This is a genomic window from Rhodococcus sp. OK611 (assembly GCF_003050885.1).
Lineage (GTDB): Bacteria > Actinomycetota > Actinomycetes > Mycobacteriales > Mycobacteriaceae > Rhodococcus_G > Rhodococcus_G oryzae.
In genome coordinates, this window is the sequence record NZ_QAOZ01000010.1 from 193,776 (window position 1) to 211,571 (window position 17,796).

15 protein-coding genes are annotated in these 17,796 nt (G+C 69.6%); 9 read left to right on the top strand and 6 right to left on the bottom strand.

The features are described from left to right. Positions 1-16 precede the first annotated feature (16 nt). From C8K38_RS14530 to C8K38_RS14560, 7 genes are all read left to right on the top strand, one after another. Positions 17-1,183 (top strand): FAD-dependent oxidoreductase, encoded by a 1,167-nt coding sequence (locus C8K38_RS14530; protein WP_097212265.1) that lies wholly within the window; start codon positions 17-19, stop codon positions 1,181-1,183. Continuing rightward, positions 1,180-2,319 carry an NAD(P)/FAD-dependent oxidoreductase gene (locus C8K38_RS14535; RefSeq protein WP_097212264.1) on the top strand — a complete coding sequence of 380 codons (1,140 nt, stop codon included), beginning with the start codon at positions 1,180-1,182 and terminating at the stop codon, positions 2,317-2,319. Before C8K38_RS14530 ends, C8K38_RS14535 begins: the two co-directional genes overlap by 4 nt. 7 nt (positions 2,320-2,326) lie before the next feature. Beyond that, positions 2,327-2,608 carry a hypothetical protein gene (locus tag C8K38_RS14540; protein ID WP_097212263.1) on the top strand — a complete coding sequence of 94 codons (282 nt, stop codon included), beginning with the start codon at positions 2,327-2,329 and terminating at the stop codon, positions 2,606-2,608. A gap of 203 nt (positions 2,609-2,811) precedes the next feature. Continuing rightward, positions 2,812-3,393, top strand: a complete 582-nt coding sequence (locus C8K38_RS14545; protein WP_097212262.1) for a TetR/AcrR family transcriptional regulator — start codon at positions 2,812-2,814, stop codon at positions 3,391-3,393. Between the two features lie 97 nt (positions 3,394-3,490). Continuing rightward, positions 3,491-3,724: a hypothetical protein gene (locus tag C8K38_RS14550; protein WP_097212261.1), complete on the top strand. Its 234-nt coding sequence runs from the start codon at positions 3,491-3,493 to the stop codon at positions 3,722-3,724. A gap of 33 nt (positions 3,725-3,757) precedes the next feature. Further along, positions 3,758-4,519: an SDR family NAD(P)-dependent oxidoreductase gene (locus C8K38_RS14555; RefSeq protein ID WP_097212260.1), complete on the top strand. Its 762-nt coding sequence runs from the start codon at positions 3,758-3,760 to the stop codon at positions 4,517-4,519. A gap of 115 nt (positions 4,520-4,634) precedes the next feature. Then, positions 4,635-5,882: an aminodeoxychorismate synthase component I gene (locus C8K38_RS14560; protein ID WP_097212259.1), complete on the top strand. Its 1,248-nt coding sequence runs from the start codon at positions 4,635-4,637 to the stop codon at positions 5,880-5,882. Positions 5,883-5,888: 6 nt separating this feature from the next. Here C8K38_RS14560 and C8K38_RS14565 read toward each other — a convergent pair whose 3' ends face one another. Continuing rightward, a complete protein-coding gene (locus tag C8K38_RS14565; protein WP_097212258.1) occupies positions 5,889-10,049 on the bottom strand; it encodes an nSTAND1 domain-containing NTPase in 4,161 nt (1,386 codons plus the stop codon). Between the two features lie 381 nt (positions 10,050-10,430). Beyond that, a complete protein-coding gene (gene rsmI / locus C8K38_RS14570) occupies positions 10,431-11,261 on the bottom strand; it encodes a 16S rRNA (cytidine(1402)-2'-O)-methyltransferase (RefSeq protein ID WP_097212257.1) in 831 nt (276 codons plus the stop codon). A 72-nt stretch (positions 11,262-11,333) separates the two neighbouring features. Here rsmI and C8K38_RS14575 point away from each other — a divergent pair, with 72 nt between their 5' ends. Both C8K38_RS14575 and C8K38_RS14580 read left to right on the top strand, forming a co-directional pair. Continuing rightward, complete coding sequence (locus tag C8K38_RS14575; protein WP_097212401.1) at positions 11,334-12,842, top strand: dolichyl-phosphate-mannose--protein mannosyltransferase; 1,509 nt, start codon at positions 11,334-11,336, stop codon at positions 12,840-12,842. A gap of 167 nt (positions 12,843-13,009) precedes the next feature. Further along, a complete protein-coding gene (locus tag C8K38_RS14580) occupies positions 13,010-14,617 on the top strand; it encodes a class I adenylate-forming enzyme family protein (protein WP_097212256.1) in 1,608 nt (535 codons plus the stop codon). 48 nt (positions 14,618-14,665) lie between these two features. Here C8K38_RS14580 and C8K38_RS14585 read toward each other — a convergent pair whose 3' ends face one another. From C8K38_RS14585 to C8K38_RS14600, 4 genes are all read right to left on the bottom strand, one after another. Continuing rightward, positions 14,666-16,315, bottom strand: coding sequence for a BCCT family transporter (locus C8K38_RS14585; protein ID WP_097212255.1), 1,650 nt, complete (start codon positions 16,313-16,315; stop codon positions 14,666-14,668). A gap of 83 nt (positions 16,316-16,398) precedes the next feature. Continuing rightward, positions 16,399-16,827: a DoxX family protein gene (locus tag C8K38_RS14590; protein WP_097212400.1), complete on the bottom strand. Its 429-nt coding sequence runs from the start codon at positions 16,825-16,827 to the stop codon at positions 16,399-16,401. A 101-nt stretch (positions 16,828-16,928) separates the two neighbouring features. Then, complete coding sequence (locus C8K38_RS14595) at positions 16,929-17,288, bottom strand: GntR family transcriptional regulator (protein WP_097212254.1); 360 nt, start codon at positions 17,286-17,288, stop codon at positions 16,929-16,931. A 28-nt stretch (positions 17,289-17,316) separates the two neighbouring features. Further along, on the bottom strand, positions 17,317-17,745 hold the full coding sequence (locus tag C8K38_RS14600; protein WP_097212253.1) for a nuclear transport factor 2 family protein: 429 nt from the start codon (positions 17,743-17,745) through the stop codon (positions 17,317-17,319). Positions 17,746-17,796: the final 51 nt, after the last annotated feature.

Genomic DNA, 17,796 nt, shown 5'->3' on the forward strand with positions numbered 1-17,796 from the left:
CCTTACCGTCACAGGCATGACAGATTCGGTTTCTGTGATCGGCGGCGGCCTGGCCGGACTCACCGCTGCGATCGCCTGCGCGGAGGCGGGCGCCCGGGTCACCCTGCACGAGGCACACGGCACGCTCGGCGGCCGAGCCCGCGCCACGGCCGGCCCGTACATCGCCCACGAGGGCGCGCACGTGTTCTACGCGGACGGCCCGCACTGGCAGTGGCTCAAGCGACGCGGATTCGTCGATGGCCTGTGCCTGCCCCCGATCCGCAGCATCGGGCTGCTCGGGTTCCGGTCGCGCGGCAGATTTCGCAGGCGGCAGCCGAGGGGAATGCTGCGCGCCCAGCTCACGCCCTGGGCCACCGCACCCATCGACACGGACTTCCATTCATGGGCCGCACAGCGTTTCGGGCACGACGCCGCGACCGCGATGGCGAACTCCGTCGGCGTCGCCACCTACGACGCGGACACCGGGAGGCTCTCGGCCGCGTTCGTGTGGGATCTGTTTCAACGGATCTACGGGCCGAGGGTGCCCGGCGTGCGCTACGTGGCAGGCGGCTGGCAGGCGGTCACCGACCGGATGGCGGTCCGCGCACGCGACCTCGGGGTCCGGATCGAGCTGGGCTCCCGAGTGGACACGATCCCCGCCACACCGACGATCGTCGCGACCGAACTGTCCTCCGCGCGAACCCTCCTCGGGGACTCGGCGCTGAGCTGGCAGAGCGGGCACTGCGTGATGCTCGACCTCGCCGTCCACGAGGGACGGCGCGACCTGTTCACCGCCGCCGACCTCGATGAGGGCGGCTTCCACGACTGCTACTCGATGCAGGACCGCTCCGTCGCGCCGCCGGGCGAGTCCCTGTTCCAGATCGACATGCCGGTGCGCGCGGGCGAGTCGATCGACCGGGCGCGCACCCGTCTACACAGGTTCACCGACCTCACGGTTCCTGGCTGGCGGGACCGGGTCACCTGGCAGCGGACCGCCACGGCGAAGGGCAGGACCGGCGCCATCGACCTGCCCGGCCAGACCTGGCGCGACCGCCCCGCGATCGACCGGGGCTCGGGGGTGTACCTCGTCGGGGACATGGTCGCTGCCCCCGGGATGCGCGGGGAGATCGCGATCAACAGCGCGCTACGCGCGGCCACCTCCGTGGCGGCCGAACTGAAACTGTCGAAGGGGGTGCGCCGATGAGCGCAAGTGTCGTGGTCGTGGGAGCGGGATACGCCGGGGTGATGGCGGCGAACCGGCTGAAATCACGGAGCGAGGACACGCAGGTGATCGTCGTCAATCCCCGGCCGGTGTTCGTCGAACGCATCCGGCTTCATCAGCTCGTCACCGGAAGCTCCGACGCCACAATCTCATTCGAGCAGATACTCCACCCCGGGGTGGAGCTGCGCGTGGGGACCGTCGAGCGGATCGACGCGCGGGACGGCTCGATCGTATTGAGCGATGGCGAGCTCCTGGCCTACGACCACCTGATCTACGCGGTCGGCAGCACCGACCGACGCGACCACATCCCGGGGGCTTCCGAACACGCCTTCTCCCTGTCCGAGTTCGAACAGGCCCACCTGCTCCGGCTCCGATTGCGGGCTCTTCCGCGACCGCTCGCCGTCACCGTGATCGGGGGCGGACTGACCGGTATCGAGGCGGCGGCCGAGTTCGCCGAAAACGATCCCGAGATCGCCGTGTCCCTGGTGTCCGACTCCCCTGTGGCGCACGCCCTGCCGCCACGGACGCGACGCAAGATCCTCGATACGCTGACCACGCTCGGCGTCGAGGCGATCGACGGGGACCGGGTGGCCGAAATCGCCGAGGGCAAGGTCACTCTCGCGGACGGGCGGATCCTGCGGAGCGACTGCACGGTGCTCGCGACCGCCTTCGCGGTGCCCGACCTGGCGCGCAGGAGTGGACTCGAGGTCGATGTCGACGGCCGACTGCTGGTCGACGCGACGTTGACCAGCCGGAGCGCCCCGTCGGTCGTAGGAGCCGGTGACGCGGTCGCCGGACCCGCGGACGAACTCGGCCACCTCCGGATGAGCTGCCAGGCGGCCCTCCCGATGGGCGCGCACGCCGCCGACACCGTCCTCGCCCGTCTCGGCGGCGCCGAACCGACGCAGCTCTCGCTCGGATTCGTTGGCCAGTGCATCAGTCTCGGCCGGCGGCGCGGAGCCTTCCAACCGACCCACGCGGACGACTCCCCCGCCTGGCCTGCGATCACCGGCCGCGTGGGAGCACTCGTGAAGGAGCAGGTCTGCCTCACGACGGTGCGCTGGATGACGAAGCAGGCGACTCGCGGGGCGTACCGCTGGCGTCGCGGCCCGCACTGACGGCCCGGTGACGGCTCGATTCGGGTGCGCGGGTGGGGAGCCAGACCTCAGCGTCACCGTGCACAGCAGGCGAGTCCATCTCGACAACCCGTACGCCAAGCAGAAGGACTTGCTGCTCACCTCGATCGGCCATTCCAATCATGTTCGGACCCTGTATAATTCGCGAATTTCCACCGCCACAATGGTCGGCGCCCCTGTCGATCTCGAACAGGTCGAGATGCTGTTCACCTCGCTGCTCATCCAGGCGACCAGGCCGATGAGCAAGGACGGACAGGTGATCGCGGGGTGAGCCGCAGGAATGACCGCAAGGTTCCCGCTTCACGACGGCCCCACGCACCCGTCGCGGAAGCGGTTTTCTCCACTACCCCAACCTGATTGGGATGCGCGACTGCCCTCCAGCAAGCCCAGCCGCCTCGACCGGCGGCGACACCCGCTGACACCACCACCGTCCATACTTGACCAATCATTCCAATAAAGGGTACCGTCCCAGCCATGGCGAGGACAAAAGCGTTCGACCCAGATGTCGCACTCCAGTCGGCACTGGAGTTGTTCTGGCGTCACGGCTACGAGGCCACGTCCATGACCGACCTCGTCGAGCACCTCGGCGTCGGCCGAGCAAGCCTCTACGCCACCTTCGGGAACAAGCACGACCTCTACCTGAAGGCGATGGACCGGTATGGAGAAACCCGCGACCCGCGACTGTTCAGCGAACTCTCACAGCCTGGCCCAGCCCTGCCCGCCGTCCGCGCGGTGGTGCGTCGCTTCGCCGACGAGGCCTCCTCCAACCAGCGCCTGAACGGCTGTTTCATCACCAACACGGCAGCCGAACTGGGCCCACACGACACCGACGCTGCCCGTCGGGTCGAGGTGAGCTGGGAGCATATCGAGACCCTGCTCTACTCCGCCCTCGTCCGGGCCCAGGCCCAGGGTGAACTGCCCGCCAATCGCGATCCGCGCGGACTGGCCCGCATGCTGCTCGTGCTGATGCAAGGCATGCGGGTGGTCGGTAAGGCCTCGAGCGATCCCGTGCGGGTACACACCGCGGCCGAGCAGGCACTGACCCTGCTGGACTGACCGATCATCCGAGCAGAAGCCTGCCCCTTCGCATGTCCACATAATGGAACGATCAGTTCAAAAATACCGGGAATCATGACAGCTACGAAGCCGCAAATTGGCACCGGCCCAGGCGCGGGCAAAGGCCACCGCGCCCGCCTTCCCCCTCCTAGGCACCGTCCTGGCCGACCTGATCTTGCTCAGCGCCGGATACTTGCTGACCTTCGCCGGTCTGCGGGGCTGCTGCCTGCTCACCCTCGGCAGCGACGCCTCGTCGCTTGCCGCCACCGCAGCGGCGTTCACCCTGGCCGCCCTCCCACACCTCCGCGCCCACTGCCCGACCACCCAGTAGTCAACCAGCTGTCAACCCAGAGGAGCTCCAACCATGACCGCACGTTTCGCCGGTAAGACCGTCCTCGTGACCGGAGCCGGTTCCGGCCTCGGTCGCGCCATCGCCCTCGCCTTCGCAGGGGAGGGCGCGGCCGTGGTCGCCGCGGGCCGCACCGCCGCACCCCTCGCGGACACCGTCGCGTTGATCTGTGAGCAGGGCGGCACCGCCGCCGCAATCACTGCCGACGTCACCCGATCCGATTCGATGGACGCCCTGGTGCGGGGCAGCGTCGACCGCTTCGGCGGCCTCGACGTCGCCGTCAACAACGCGGGTATCTTCCGCGGCGGACAGCCTGTCGCCGACCTGCCCGAGGAAGACTTTCGGAATCTTCTCGACGTCAACGTCACCGGTGTCCTGCTCGCCATGCAGGCCGAGATCAGGCACATGCGCACGAGCGGAGGCGGCGCGATCGTCAACATCGCCTCCAATCTCGGTGCACACCACCGAATCCCGGGTGTCGCCGGGTACATCGTGTCCAAGGCCGCCGTCTCCGCCCTCACCCGGGCCGCCGCACTCGACCACATCGGGGACGGCATCCGGATCAACGCGGTCAGCCCGGGCGCCTCCGATACGACGATGTCGCTACGACCGGGCGAGACGGAGGCTGAGCGCGAAGTTCGCATCCGGCAGCAGTCTCCACTCGGACGGATGACCGCCACCGGCGAGGTCGCGGCCGCAGCCCTGTACCTCGCGTCGACCGAGGCCGGCGCCGTGGTCGGCGCCGATCTGGTGATCGACGGCGGCGTCTCAGCCTGAGGAGACCCTCGACCGCCGGCTGAGGTTCGCCCCTCCCGCACCATTTCGACCGCGACGAAGGTCTGTCGACCCGCACGATTCGGGTGTGCGGGTGGGGCCGTGTCACGCTTGTCGGGTGCGGATCGAGCGGATTGGTGACGGCGGCGACCCGACCGACGTGTTGCGCGCTCTCGCGAGCCTGGCCGTCGACCGCGGCGCACCCGCTCCCGCGGCGCTGATCGGTGACTGGTTCGGATCCCGGGCGGTACTGGCCCCGACCGTGCACACCCTCCCCGCCGGCCAGGCGAGCACCTTCGACCTCTCGGACCGGGAAACCGTCGGCGACACGGGACCGCGCGCGGACGGCGGCCCGGTGATCGGCGGCGGCTGGATCGGCTATCTCGCCTACCCGGACACCCCGGCAAGCGGGGCCACCGCCGCGCTCCCCGCCGCGGCCGGCGGCTGGACGGACTCGGTGTTGCGGCAGGACGCCGACGGCTGCTGGTGGTACGAAAGCCTGACCGACGACCCCTGCCCGGCGGCGTGGTCGGACGCGGTCACCGCGGCCGCCGCCCCGGCGCAGCCCTGGTGGATCGAGTGGACCGCCCCCGACCGGGAGGCGCACCGTAACGGTGTGCTGCAGTGCCTCGAGGCCATCCGGCAGGGTGAGGTGTACCAGGCCTGCGTGTGCACCCAGTTCCGCGGCCGCGCGGACGGCGATCCGCTGCATTTCTTCGCCGACGCCGTGGCCGCGACCCGTCCCGCCCGCGCCGCCTTCGTGCAGGGCGAGTGGGGTGCGGTGGCATCGCTCTCCCCCGAACTGTTCCTCTCCCGCCACGGGGACTCGCTCCGCTCGAGCCCGATCAAGGGCACGCTGCCGATCGCCGACGATCCGGACCGCCTGCGTGCCTCCATCAAGGACGTCGCGGAGAACGTGATGATCGTCGACCTGGTGCGCAACGACCTCGGCCGGGTCGCGGTGCCCGGATCGGTCACGGTCACCGATCTGCTCGGTGTCTACCCCGCCCCTGGGGTCTGGCATCTGGTCTCCACCGTCGCCGCGACCGCCGCGCCCGGCACCACCACCGCGGCCCTATTGGAGGCCTCCTTCCCACCCGCCTCGGTCACCGGCTGCCCGAAACACCGCGCCCGCCAACTCCTCTCCCAATGGGAGCCGAACCATCGCGGGGTGTACTGCGGCGCAGTCGGGTTCGCGTCCCCGCTCGCAGGCACCGAACTGAACGTGGCGATCCGCACCGTCGAATTCGACCCGGGCGGGAACACGGTGCTCGGCGTCGGCGGCGGCATCACCATCGACTCCGACCCGGATGCCGAATGGCAGGAATGCCTCGACAAGGCCTCGAGCATCATGTCGCTCGGATAGTCGTCCTCACGCCTGCGCGCAGGCCTGCTCGCCCGAACCGGACAGCTCGAAGTCCGCCGCGCGGTCCGCCGACAGCGGCGCCGTCGACGAGCAGATTCGGCGGATGATCGACGGCGCGTCTAGCTCCCAGATCCGCAGCACGCCCTCACCGTCCCCGGAGAGGGCGGCGTGACTGCCGGGCAGGAAGGCCACCTGCCATCGACCGGTACCGGCGGTGGTGAGCGGCCCGCCGACATTGCGCATCGACCCCGCGTCGGCGACGTCCCACAGCCGCACCGTGCCGTCGTCGCTGCCGCTGATCACGTGGCGGCCGTCGGGGTCGAACGACACCGAGTACACGGTGCCGGTGTGTCCGCGCAGCGGCGAACCCCTCATGGCGAGAGAACCGTCGGCTGCCCGGTCCCACAGCACGATCGACTGCTCGTCGCCCCCGGTCGCCAGCATCGTCCCGTCCGGGCTGAACGAGATCGAGTTGATCCCGTCCGCCTGACCGCCGTCCGGAACCGCGACCTCGCGCGGGCTCGCCGCGTCCCGCACGTCCCAGGCGTGCATCCCGCCGTCCGCGTCTGCCGCCACCAGGTTGCGCCCGTCCGGGCTGAAGGCCACCGTGCGAACGAGATTGGTCGGACCGGCGAGCGGTTCACCCCACGGCACCGGCCTTTCCGGATCCGCCAGGTTCCACAGCCGGACGCTGACGTCATCCGCACCGATGGCGAGGGTCGACCCGTCCGGACTGAAGGCCAACTCCCAGGTGAATCTCGTCTGCGTCAGGATCGGTCCACCGAGAGCACGCGGGTGGGCCGGGTCGTGCACGTCCCAGAGCTGCACCTGACCGCCGGAGGTCGGTGCGGTCGCCATCGTCCCGCCGTCGGGAGCCAGCGCCACCACATGGGCTCCGCCGAGCGGGCGCGGCAGGGCGAGCGCACTCGCCAGGGACAACCGTCGGTCACCGTCGACCCGCCACAACCGGATCACCGAGTCGTATCCACCGGTCACCACCAACGATCCGTCGCGGCTCGGCGCGGGCTGGGTGAGCCCCGACCCCGAGACGTGAATCGCGGTCGTCGGCAGGGTCCACACCCGCACCGTCGAGTCCTGTCCCCCGGTCACGATGGCGGAACCGTCGGGCACCAGGGCGAGCGCGGGGACTCCGCCGCCGTTGCCGGTCAACGCCGGACGCAGCTCGCGCAGGGTCCGCGAGGCGGGGTCGAGGGACCAGGTCTTCACCGTGCCGTCCCACGATGCGCTCGCAAGCGTCGCGCCGTCCGGCGCGAAGGCGATCGTCCACACCCCACCGGTGTGGGCCTGGATCGGGGCCCCGATCTCGCCGACCGCCCGCACGTCGGTGGTGTCGAACACCCGGAGGAACCCGTCATCGCTGCTGGCGGCGAGGGTCCGCCCGTCGGGCGCGAACGCCACCGAGTGCACCACGTCGCCGAAACCGGTCAGCACCGACGGCAGCGGGACCGGCGCGACGCCCGCGCCCACCCCGGCGATGTCCCACAGCCGGATGCTCCGGTCATCGCTCGCGGTCGCCAGCACCGCCGAGTCCCCGCGGAACGACACCGTCCGGACCGCGCCCTGATGGGCGAGCAGCACCGTTGACCCGAAGTGACCGGAGAACGGATCCGAGGTGTCGAACATCGTCACGGTGCCGTCGTCGTTCGGCACGGCCAGGATCCGGCCCTCCGGGCTGAACCGGAGGTTGTGGACCGCCCGGGTCCCCACCTTGGTCCCCTCGAGCAGCGGACGCGGCGCGGACCTGTCGGTGATGTCCCAGATGAACACGAGGCCATCGCCGCTGCCCGCGGCCAGGATCCTGCCGTCCGGGCTGAAGGACACCGACGCCATGTACTTCTCGGCCCCGCCGAGAGGGGCGCCGATCGGTCGTGGGTCGGTGCGGTCGGTGAGGTCCCACAGTCGAACTGTGCGGTCGTCGCTGGCCGAGGCGATCGTCGAGCCGTCGCGCGAGACCGCCACCCCGTAGACCGGGCCCTGATGGCCGGTCAGGACGCGGCCCACCGGGGTCGATTCGGTCGCGATCAGGCGTGAGTACGCGGCATCGTTGCCCGGCTTCATCTGCCAGGCCTCGATGGCCAGCCGCGCGGAGGTCGTCGGGTCGGAGTCCCGCAGCGAATCCGTCAGCGCGATCAGCTGGCGGAACTGAGCGGCCGAGCGTTCCGATTCGGCGCGCTGCTTCGCCGTCCATGCCATCGACACCGCGACCAACGCGATCACCGTGGACACCACCAGCGCCGCCATCACGGCCCGCTGGATCCAGGTGTCCCGGCGCACGTGCCCGGTCGAGGTGGCGAGGAACTCCGAGGCCGTCGGGGTCAGGGAGGCGGCCACCTTCGTCGCGCCCAGCCCCTCGACGGCGACCCTCGACGCATCGTGCTCGGCGACCATGTCGAGGCGGCCGCGCTGATAGAGCAGGCTGCTGTTGTGGTCCGCCTGTTCCCAGTTCGCGGCGTCCGCCTCGATCTGCTGGCGCAGCGCGGTATATCGGCGATCCTCCTGGATCCACTGTTTCAGCCGCGGCCAGGCATCGATCACCGCGTCGTGGATGAGCTCCACGCTCTCGGTGTCCGCGACGAGGACCCGGGCCGCGATGAACTGGTCCACCACCTGCCTGCCGGTGGCCGTGTCCTCGCCTGCGAAGGCCAGCAACTGCGGCAGCGAACGACGGATCTTCACGTCGGTGCCGGTGTCCGTGACGTACACCAGGTGCACCAGCATCGCTCGGGCCAGCACCTGGCCCCGCTCGTCCAACGCCGCCCAGGTGCGCTCGGCCGTCGCTGCGACCGACCCACGCACGCCGCCGGTGGCGCGGTAGCTCGCCACGGTGAGCACTCCTCCGCGTCTGCGCTCCCACATCGTGTCGAGCAGATGTGAGAGCAGCGGCAGGACGGTGCCCGCGCCTTCGTCCGAGGTGAGCACCCCGAGATCGTGCAGGATGAGGTCGACCAGCCCCGCCTCGAGTTTGAGACCGATCATCCGGGCGGGCTGGGTGATCACCTCCACCATGTCCTCCCGCGTCAGCGGCGCGAGGACCTTGCTGTGACGTTCGAACGCGCGGGCGAGCACCGGCTGGGACAGCGCCTGCTCGTAGAAGTCCGAGCGCATCGTCGCGACGACGACGGGCGCGGCATCGGGCGTCTCCTCGGCACCGACCGTCGTGGCCGCTAGATCGAGGAGGGTGAGGAAGCGGTCGCGCTCCTCGGGATCGTCACATTGGGTGAACAGCTCCTCGATCTGGTCCACGACGATCAACAGCGGGTTCGGCTCCAGCCGGGCGGCGACCGCGCGGACCGCGCGGCGCACGATCTCCGGCCGAGGATCCGAGGCCGCCTCCCGCAGCTCCGGGAGCGCCTCGCCCAGCGACTGCAACGGACGCGGTCCCGGCGTGAGCACGACCGGCCTGCCACCGGCGTCGGATCCCGGGCCCGCCAGTTCCGCGACGAGACCGGCCTGGACCAACGAGGACTTCCCCACTCCCGAGGCACCGGTCACGATCACCAGTCCGTGCCCCTGCGCGGAGGTGACCGTCTCGACCAGACCGGGCAGGCTGGCGCCGCGCCCGAAGAACAGCCGCGCGTCCTCGGCCCGGTACGGCTCGAGCCCCCGATACGGACGAACGCCGGTCACCGGGACGGCCACCAGCTGATCGGCCGGCTCGCCACGGCCGCGCGTGGCGTTCGCGTCGCGGGCACTCGTCCACCACGCCAGCCATTGCTTCATCGAGTACAGGCCGGCCACCGGCGGCTGGGTGCCGTGTAGCGCCTGGGCCGCTCGGATGAGGACCACCAGAACCGGGCGGACGGAGTCGAACGTCGCGGGGACCCGCTTGCCCGAACGCCAGTCGCTCAGTCGCTGGACCGAGATCTGCCGGTCCGTGCCGATGGTTCGGCCGACCGCAGACGCCTCGGAGACGACCTTCTTCAGAGCGGGCCCGCCCGCCGTCGCGAACAGCAGGCGTAACTGATCTGCGAAGTGCAGGCGCGCTTGTGCGTCCGGGTCGCTCCGCGGGCTCCGCTCCTGTGCGTCCGGGTCGCTCCGCGGGCTCCGCTCCTGTGCATCCGGGTCACTCCGCGGGCTCCACGCCTGTGCATCCGGGTCGCTCCCCGAGGCACCGTCCACCGCATCAGCCGAATCGCCACCGGACATCGTCGATCACCCCAGTTCCTGCCATGGAAATTCCGCTGCGGAAAAGTTCCTCACCCACTGCGAACTGGGACGATACCCGGATACCGGGCCGCGGGGTTTGGTTGGGTCCCAGCCACCGACAAGAGTTGATCTCGACGCACGGGGGGCCCTGCATCACCGCGCCACACCGGCGGGAACTGTTCAGCCCGAGGGGGGGTTGTTCCCGCCGGTGTGCACGTGGCCGACCACACACGACGGAGTGACCATGAGCAGAATCGCCGCCAAGATCGCGTCCACGGTTCCACCGACTCTCGCCGCAGCACTCATCCTCGCCGCCGCGGTCGGCCTCATCATGTTGATGGGCGCACCGCCGAACTGACGCTTCGGCGATGCCGGACCCACTCAGTCCTGACGGGCCGCCAGCACCGCCTCGTAGACTTCACGCTTGGACACCCCGGCGGTCGCGACCATCGCGCATGCGTCCTTGAGCCGCGCCCCGGACTCCACGAGCCGCTCCACCTCCCCGACCAGATCCTCGGGCTCCGCGGCGACCAGTCGCGCGGCCTCCAGCACGACGGTGATCTCCCCGCGTGCCCCCTCGATCGCCCACTCCGCCAGCTCGGCCAGGGTGCCGCGGCGCACCTCTTCGTAGGTCTTGGTCAGCTCCCGGCACACCGCAGCGCGGCGGTCCCCGCCGAGCACCTCGACCGCGTCGGCGAGGCACGCGGCCAGCCGGTGCGGCGCCTCGAAGAACACGCACGCCCGCTGCTCGGTGCGAAGCGACTCCAACCAGGTTCGGCGCTGACCCTGCTTGCGCGGCGGGAACCCGTCGAAGCAGAAGCGCTCGACCGGCAGTCCGGACAGCGCCAGCGCGGTCGTCACGGCCGACGGGCCCGGCAGGCAGGTCACCGGCAGGTCCTTCTCGACACACGCCGCCACCAACCGGTAGCCGGGGTCGCTGACCGACGGCATCCCCGCGTCGGTCACCAGCAACACCGTCTTGCCCTCGGAGACATCGGCGACCAACGCCGGCAGCCGGGTCGTCTCCACCTGGTCGTAGAAACTGACCACCTTGCCGGTGATCACCACCCCGAGCGCGGACGCCAGATGCTTGGTGCGGCGGGTGTCCTCCGCCGCGACGACGTCCGCGGTGGCGAGGGCCTCCTTGAGGCGTTCGGAGGCGTCACGGACCTCACCCATCGGTGTCGCGGCTAGGACAAGACGACCGTTCATGTCCCACAGCCTACGATCGAGCACGTGACCCAGTTGACCGACGAGCGCGCGACGCCCGCAGTCGACACCTTCATCGTCAGCCCGGCGCCGACGGCGCCTGCCCTCGATCCCGGCCCCACCGACCGGATGCGCGGCTGGGCGGTCACCATCTTCCTCACCACGCTGGCGGCGATCACCCGCTTCGTCATGCTCGGCTACCCCACCGACGCGGGCACCCCGGTGTTCGACGAGAAGCACTATGCGCCCCAGGGCTGGCAGGTGCTCACCGGCGGCTGGCTCGAGGACAACCCCGGCTATGGCCTCGTGGTGCACCCGCCGATCGGCAAGCAGTTGATCGCCGTCGGCGAGGCGATCTTCGGCTACAACGGCTGGGGCTGGCGGTTCGCGTCCGCGGTCGCGGGCACCATCCTGGTGCTGCTCGTGGTGCGGATCGTTCGCCGAATGGCCCGCTCCACCCTCGTCGGGGCGATCGCCGGGCTGCTGATCATCGCCGACGGCGTCACGTTCGTGTCCTCGCGGATCGGGATGCTGGACATCTTCATGGCCGTGTTCGTGGTCGCGGCGTTCGGCTGTCTCGTGGTCGACCGGGACCAGGTGCGCGAACGAATGGCCCTGGTGTGGGTCGAGGGCCGCATCCACGACTCCCCGTACGGGCCACGACTCGGCGTGCGCTGGTGGCGATTCGGCGCGGGCGTGCTGCTCGGGCTGGCGTGCGGCACCAAGTGGTCGGGCGTGTACTTCATCGTCTTCTTCGGTCTCCTGAGCGTCGCGTTCGACGTTGCCGCCCGGCGCGCCTACGGCGTCCGCAGACCGTGGATCGGCGCCGGGCTGCGTGACGTGGGGCCGGCGCTCTACGCGCTGGTCGTGATCCCGCTGCTGGTGTACCTGGCGAGCTACTGGTCGTGGTTCGCCTCGGAGACCGGCGTCGACCGGAACGCCGTCGGCACCAAGGTGGGCCTCGGCGGGAACTTCGCGTTCGTCCCGGACGCGCTGCGCTCGCTCTGGTACTACAGCGGAAACGTGCTCGAATTCCACTCCGGGCTCACCAATTCCGCGGGCAACCATCACCCGTGGGAGTCGAAGCCGTGGTCGTGGCCGATGGGGCTGCGCCCGATGCTGTACTACTTCGCCGACGGCGAGCAGATCTCCGGGTGCGGCGCATCGAGCTGCGTCAAGGCGGTCATGCTGATCGGCACCCCGGCTATCTGGTGGCTGGCGCTGCCGATGCTCGCGTGGGCGCTGTGGCGCACGGTGGTGTCGAAGGACTGGCGCTACGCGGCCGTGCTCACCGGCTACGGCGCCGGACTGCTGCCGTGGTTCGTCACCATGGACCGCCAGATGTACTTCTTCTACGCCGTCGCCCTTGCCCCGTTCCTCGTGATGGGACTGGCGCTGGCGCTCGGCGAGATCATCGGCAGGGCCCGTGCCTCCGCGGAACGACGCGGCACCGGCCTGCTCGCGGTCTGCCTCTACCTCGGCCTGGTGATCGCGAACTTCATCTGGCTCTGGCCGGTTCTCACCGCGATCCCGATCACGCCGGAGGCCTGGCAGCAGCAGCTGTGGCTGCCGAGCTGGCGCTGACCCGGACTTCGGGTCGCCCCCGCTGAATTCAATCAAGCATGCTTGATTGTTTTTCCGTTCGCGCCTACAGTCGCCTCCCAAGGGGCCGAATGTGACCCCAGTCACCAACCTCGTGGGCGCCCAGCCGTTCGGGTGGCGCGTCCCTTGACGTCCAGTGGAGGCCACGTATGCAAGCCGATCTGTCCGGTCTGACCGCGCTCGAGGTCAATCTGGCCACCCGCACCTCGCTGGGCGACGCCCTCACCCGGTCGGCCCGAATGTTCGGCTCCCGCACCGCGATCGCGGACCGCGGCCGCTCGGTCACCTACCGCGAACTCGACGCCGCAGCGGAGTCCTTCGGGCGCTCGCTCCTCGAGTCGGGGCTGTCCCACCAGCAACCGGTCGCGATGCTGATGGGCAATTCGTGGCAGTTCGTCGCGACCTACTTCGCCTGCGCCAAGGCGGGCCTGGTGGCGATGCCGGTGAACGTCGTGCTCGCGCCCGAGGACATCGCGTGGATCCTGAACGACTCCGGCACCACCACCGTCGTCGCCGATGCCGCCTTCGCCCCGCTCCTCGAGAAGATCCTGCCCGAGCTGACCGGGGTGAAGTCCGTTGTCCTCGTCGGCGCGGAACCGGCCACTGCGGTGGGCGGGCTCGCGACCCGATCCTGGGAGGATCTCGCGTCACGTGCGGCCGCCGGTCCGCTCGAGGTGCTCGTCGAGGACCGCGACGTGGTGCAGTGCCTGTACACCTCCGGCACCACGTCCCGCCCCAAGGGTGTTCTGGTCAGCCACACCGCGGTCTTCGTGGCGGGCCTGACCAACGCGTTGATGCAGGGCGCATCCTGGGGTGGCGAGCACGCGACCCTGGTCAACGTGCTGCCGATGTTCCACACCACGGGCCTGAACACGCTGGTCCTGCCGACCCTGATGATCGGCGGCACGGTGGTGCTGCCCGGACCGTTCGACCCGGGCGCCGTGCTCGACGCCATCGAGGCGCACCGGGCGACCCACGTGATGTTCCTGCCGATCATGTACCGCGCACTGGTGGGCACGCAGGCCGCCGCGGCGCGGGACCTCTCCTCGGTCAAGCTGTGCATCTACGCGATGGCCCCCATGCCCGACGCACTCCTGGATCAGGTCGACGAGGCGTTCCCGAACGCGGCGGTGATCCTCGGGTCCGGTCAGACCGAGGTGGTCCCCGCGACCGTGCTGCAGTGGCCGGAGCACCGCCACACCAAGGCGAACTCGTGGGGTCCGCCGGTCCCGACCGTCGAGGTGCAGATCATGGACAACGACGGCGCGCTGCTGCCCGCGGGCGAGACCGGCGAGATCGTCTACCGGGGACCGCATGTCAGCAGCGGCTACTGGAACAACGCCGACGCCAATCGGGCGGCCTTCGCGCACGGCTGGTTCCACAGCGGCGACGTCGGCCATCTCGACGAGGACGGGGTCGTCTGGTTCACCGATCGACTCAAGGACATCATCAAGAGCGGCGGCGAGAACGTCTCGTCCGTGGATGTCGAGCGTGTCGTCTCGGCGGCGCCGGGGGTCCAGGAGTGCTCCGTCGTCGGTCTGCCGGACGAGCGCTGGGGCGAGGCGGTCTGCGCGGTGGTCGTCGCCACTGACGCCACCGTCGCACCCGGCGAGCTCGAAGCCCAGGTGATCGCCCACGCCAAGCAACACCTCGCCGGTTTCCAGGTGCCCAAGCGAGTGATCGTCGTCGACGAATTGCCCAAGACTGCGACCGGCAAGGCCCGCAAGCATGAACTCAGGGCCGGCTTGAGCCGCTGAGCAGTCCGATGAGACGGAAACCCGTGCTGCTCACGGGTTTCCGTCCCATCAGGCCGAGGAACCGTTACCGACAGACCTACTCGGACCGCGTCGGGGGCGCGGCGTCCGCCGCCGCTCCCGCTTCGCCTCCAGGATCATCGGGTCGTGACACAGGTCCCGGTAGAGCGAGACACACAAGCCGATCATCACCAGGACGAACGGCGCCGCCGCGATGATCGTCATCGTCTGCAGACCGTGCAGCGCGTCCTCGCCGCCCGTCCACAGCAGCAACGCCGCGACCCCGCCGGTGGCCAGACCCCAGAAGATCACGACCCAGCGGCTGGGGTCGAGGGTGCCGCGCTGCGAGAGCGTTCCCATCACCATCGACGCGGCGTCCGCGCCGGAGACGAAGAAGATCGAGACCAGGAGCATCACCAGGACGGTCGAGATGCCGGCCAGCGGCAGATTGTCCAGCATGCCGAAGAGCTGGGATTCGGAGCTACCGCGCCCCGCCAGGTCGATGCCGCTGCGCTGCTCGCCGATGGCCGCGCCGCCGAACACCGAGAACCAGAACAGGCTGACCAGACTCGGGACCAAGATCACGCCGATCACGAACTCGCGGATGGTGCGGCCGCGGCTGATGCGGGCCAGGAACATGCCGACGAACGGGGTCCACGAGATCCACCAGGCCCAGTAGAAGATCGTCCACGAGGACAGCCACTCGGCGGTCTCCGGATTGCTCGATGCCGCTGTGCGGGCGGACATCTCCGCGATCTCGGCGGCGTAGGCGCCAAGGGCGGTGGGTATCAGATTGAGGATCAGCACCGTCGGCCCGAGCACGAATACGAACAGCGCGAGCACCAGCGCCAGCACCATGTTGATGTTCGACAACCACTGAATGCCCTTGGCTACTCCCGAGACCGCGGACGCGACGAACACCAGCGTCAACACGGCGACGATGGCGACAAGCAGCAGCGTGCCCGCCTCGTCCAACCAGCCCGCGACCTCGAAGCCCGAGCCGATCTGCAGCGCGCCCAACCCGAGGGACGCGGCGGTTCCGAACATGGTCGCGAAGATGGCCAGGATATCGATGACCTTGCCGATCGGCCCCTCCGCGCGACGCCCGAGCAGCGCGACGAACGCGGAGCTGAAGAGCTGCTTGCGACCGCGCCGGTAGGTGCCGTAGGCGAGCGCCAACCCCACCACCGCGTAGGTGGACCACGGATGCAGGCTCCAGTGGAACATCGTGGTCGCCATCGCGGTGCCGACGCCCCCGTCGGTCCCCGGCGGCGGGTTCACGAAATGTGCGAGCGGCTCGGCGACACCGAAGTACATGAGCCCGATGCCCATTCCCGCACTGAACATCATGGCGATCCAGCTGACGGTGTTGAACTCCGGCTTCTCGCCGTCCTTCCCGAGCGGGATCCGGCCGTACTTGCTCAGTGCCAGCCACAGGGCGAACAACACGAATCCGGTGGCGGCGAGAATGAACAGCCAGCCCAGGTTGGTGACCAGCCAATCGAGCACGGTACCGGTGACGGAATCGAGGCTGTCCGGACCGACCAGGCCCCAGACCACGATCGCAGCGACGATCGCGGCGGTGACCCCGAATACCACATGGTCGGTCCGGACACCGCTCGTGCGTGTCAAGACATGACCGATGATCTCGTCGTCGGTGCGGTCGGAATCCTGCTCGGATAGATCGGAATTCGACGCCATGTGCTCCTACGTTGCTTGCCCGCTCCGGCAAAAGCAAGCGCGACAGGCGTGGAACGACGACCTACCCGAGCGGCTCCGTCCCGCTACGCCCTCGACCGTGCCGACGATTTGCGGCCGAGAATCCCGTCGACGCTGAACCGTCCGGCGCCGGTCGCGGCGAGCAGCAGCGATCCCACGCCGAGCGCCAGTACCAGCTCGTATCCGCCTTCGCCGACGAAGATGCCCTTGTCGTAGTGCACGATGGCGAACGCCCCGACCATGTTGAGGAACAACAGGATCCCGGCGATCGGCGTGGCGACCCCCGCGATGAGGGCGAAGCCACCCACCAGTTCGATGGTCGCGGCCACGATCGCGGAGAGGTCCGGCATGGGCGCGCCCATGCCCTCGAACGCGATCTGCGTCTTGTCGATCCCCATGGTGAAGAACTTCTGCCAGCCGTGGGCGACGAAGATGACGCCGATGCCGACCCGGGCGATGAGGATGGCGAGGTCACGGAATGCGGCGGATTTCATGATGGAGTCCTTTTCGGTGTGCGGCGCGACGGACGGGAACGGCACCAACTCTGACACACCATGGTTGAAGCGTCAACCATTACGCCGGTCGCGGGACCCGTTCAGGCCCCCCGCAGCGCCGCCTTGAACAAACGCTCGGCGGTCTCGTCGCCGAGGCCGAGTCCGCGGACGGTGGCGACGTAGTCGGTGGCGGCGCGCTGCGCGGCGGCCATCGAGGCGTCTCCGACCGCGGCCACGAAGGACCCCAGCCGCCCCCTCGTCTCGATCGCCCCGAGCTGTTCGAGCTCTCGATACGCCCGGGCCACGGTGTTCGCGGCCAGCCCCAGCTCCTCGGCGAGGGCCCGCACGGTCGGCAGCTTGGTGCCCGCGATCAGCTCGCCGCGCCGGACGCGATCGAGGATCTGCAGCCGCAGCTGCTCATACGGCGCCGTGGACGAGTGTGGGTCGATGTCGATGCGCATGATCAACGCTAACCCCGCGACGCCGCGGTCAGTCCGCGAACGCCTCCGCCACACCGTCGAACCACGCCGACTCCTCGACAAGGCTGCGACTGCGCCAGCCCTCGGGTGTGCGAACGAGCTCGTGGTTGTACCAGCCGCCGCAGAAGAACTGCCTGTCCTTCTTGACGATCATCGGATTGAAGAACATGGCCCGGACCCGGGCCCGGTCACCGTCGAGTTCCACGTCGATGTTCGAGACGAAGTGCTGCGTCTGCGCGAACAGGTCGAGCATCGTCGCGAGCTGCGCGACGACGAACTCCAGGTCACCGACCGGCCCTCCCGCGGTGGAGTAGTCGATGTGCGCGTCCGGGGTGAACACGGTGCGATAGAGATCCCAGTCCTTGCTGTCCACGGCGTGCGCATAGCGGGTGAACAGATCCTGTATCTCGATGCGGTCGGAGATCGTCTGCAGGTCCATGCCGACATACAAACGCACCGGCGGCCCGTCGCGCCGCCGAATGCGCCAACG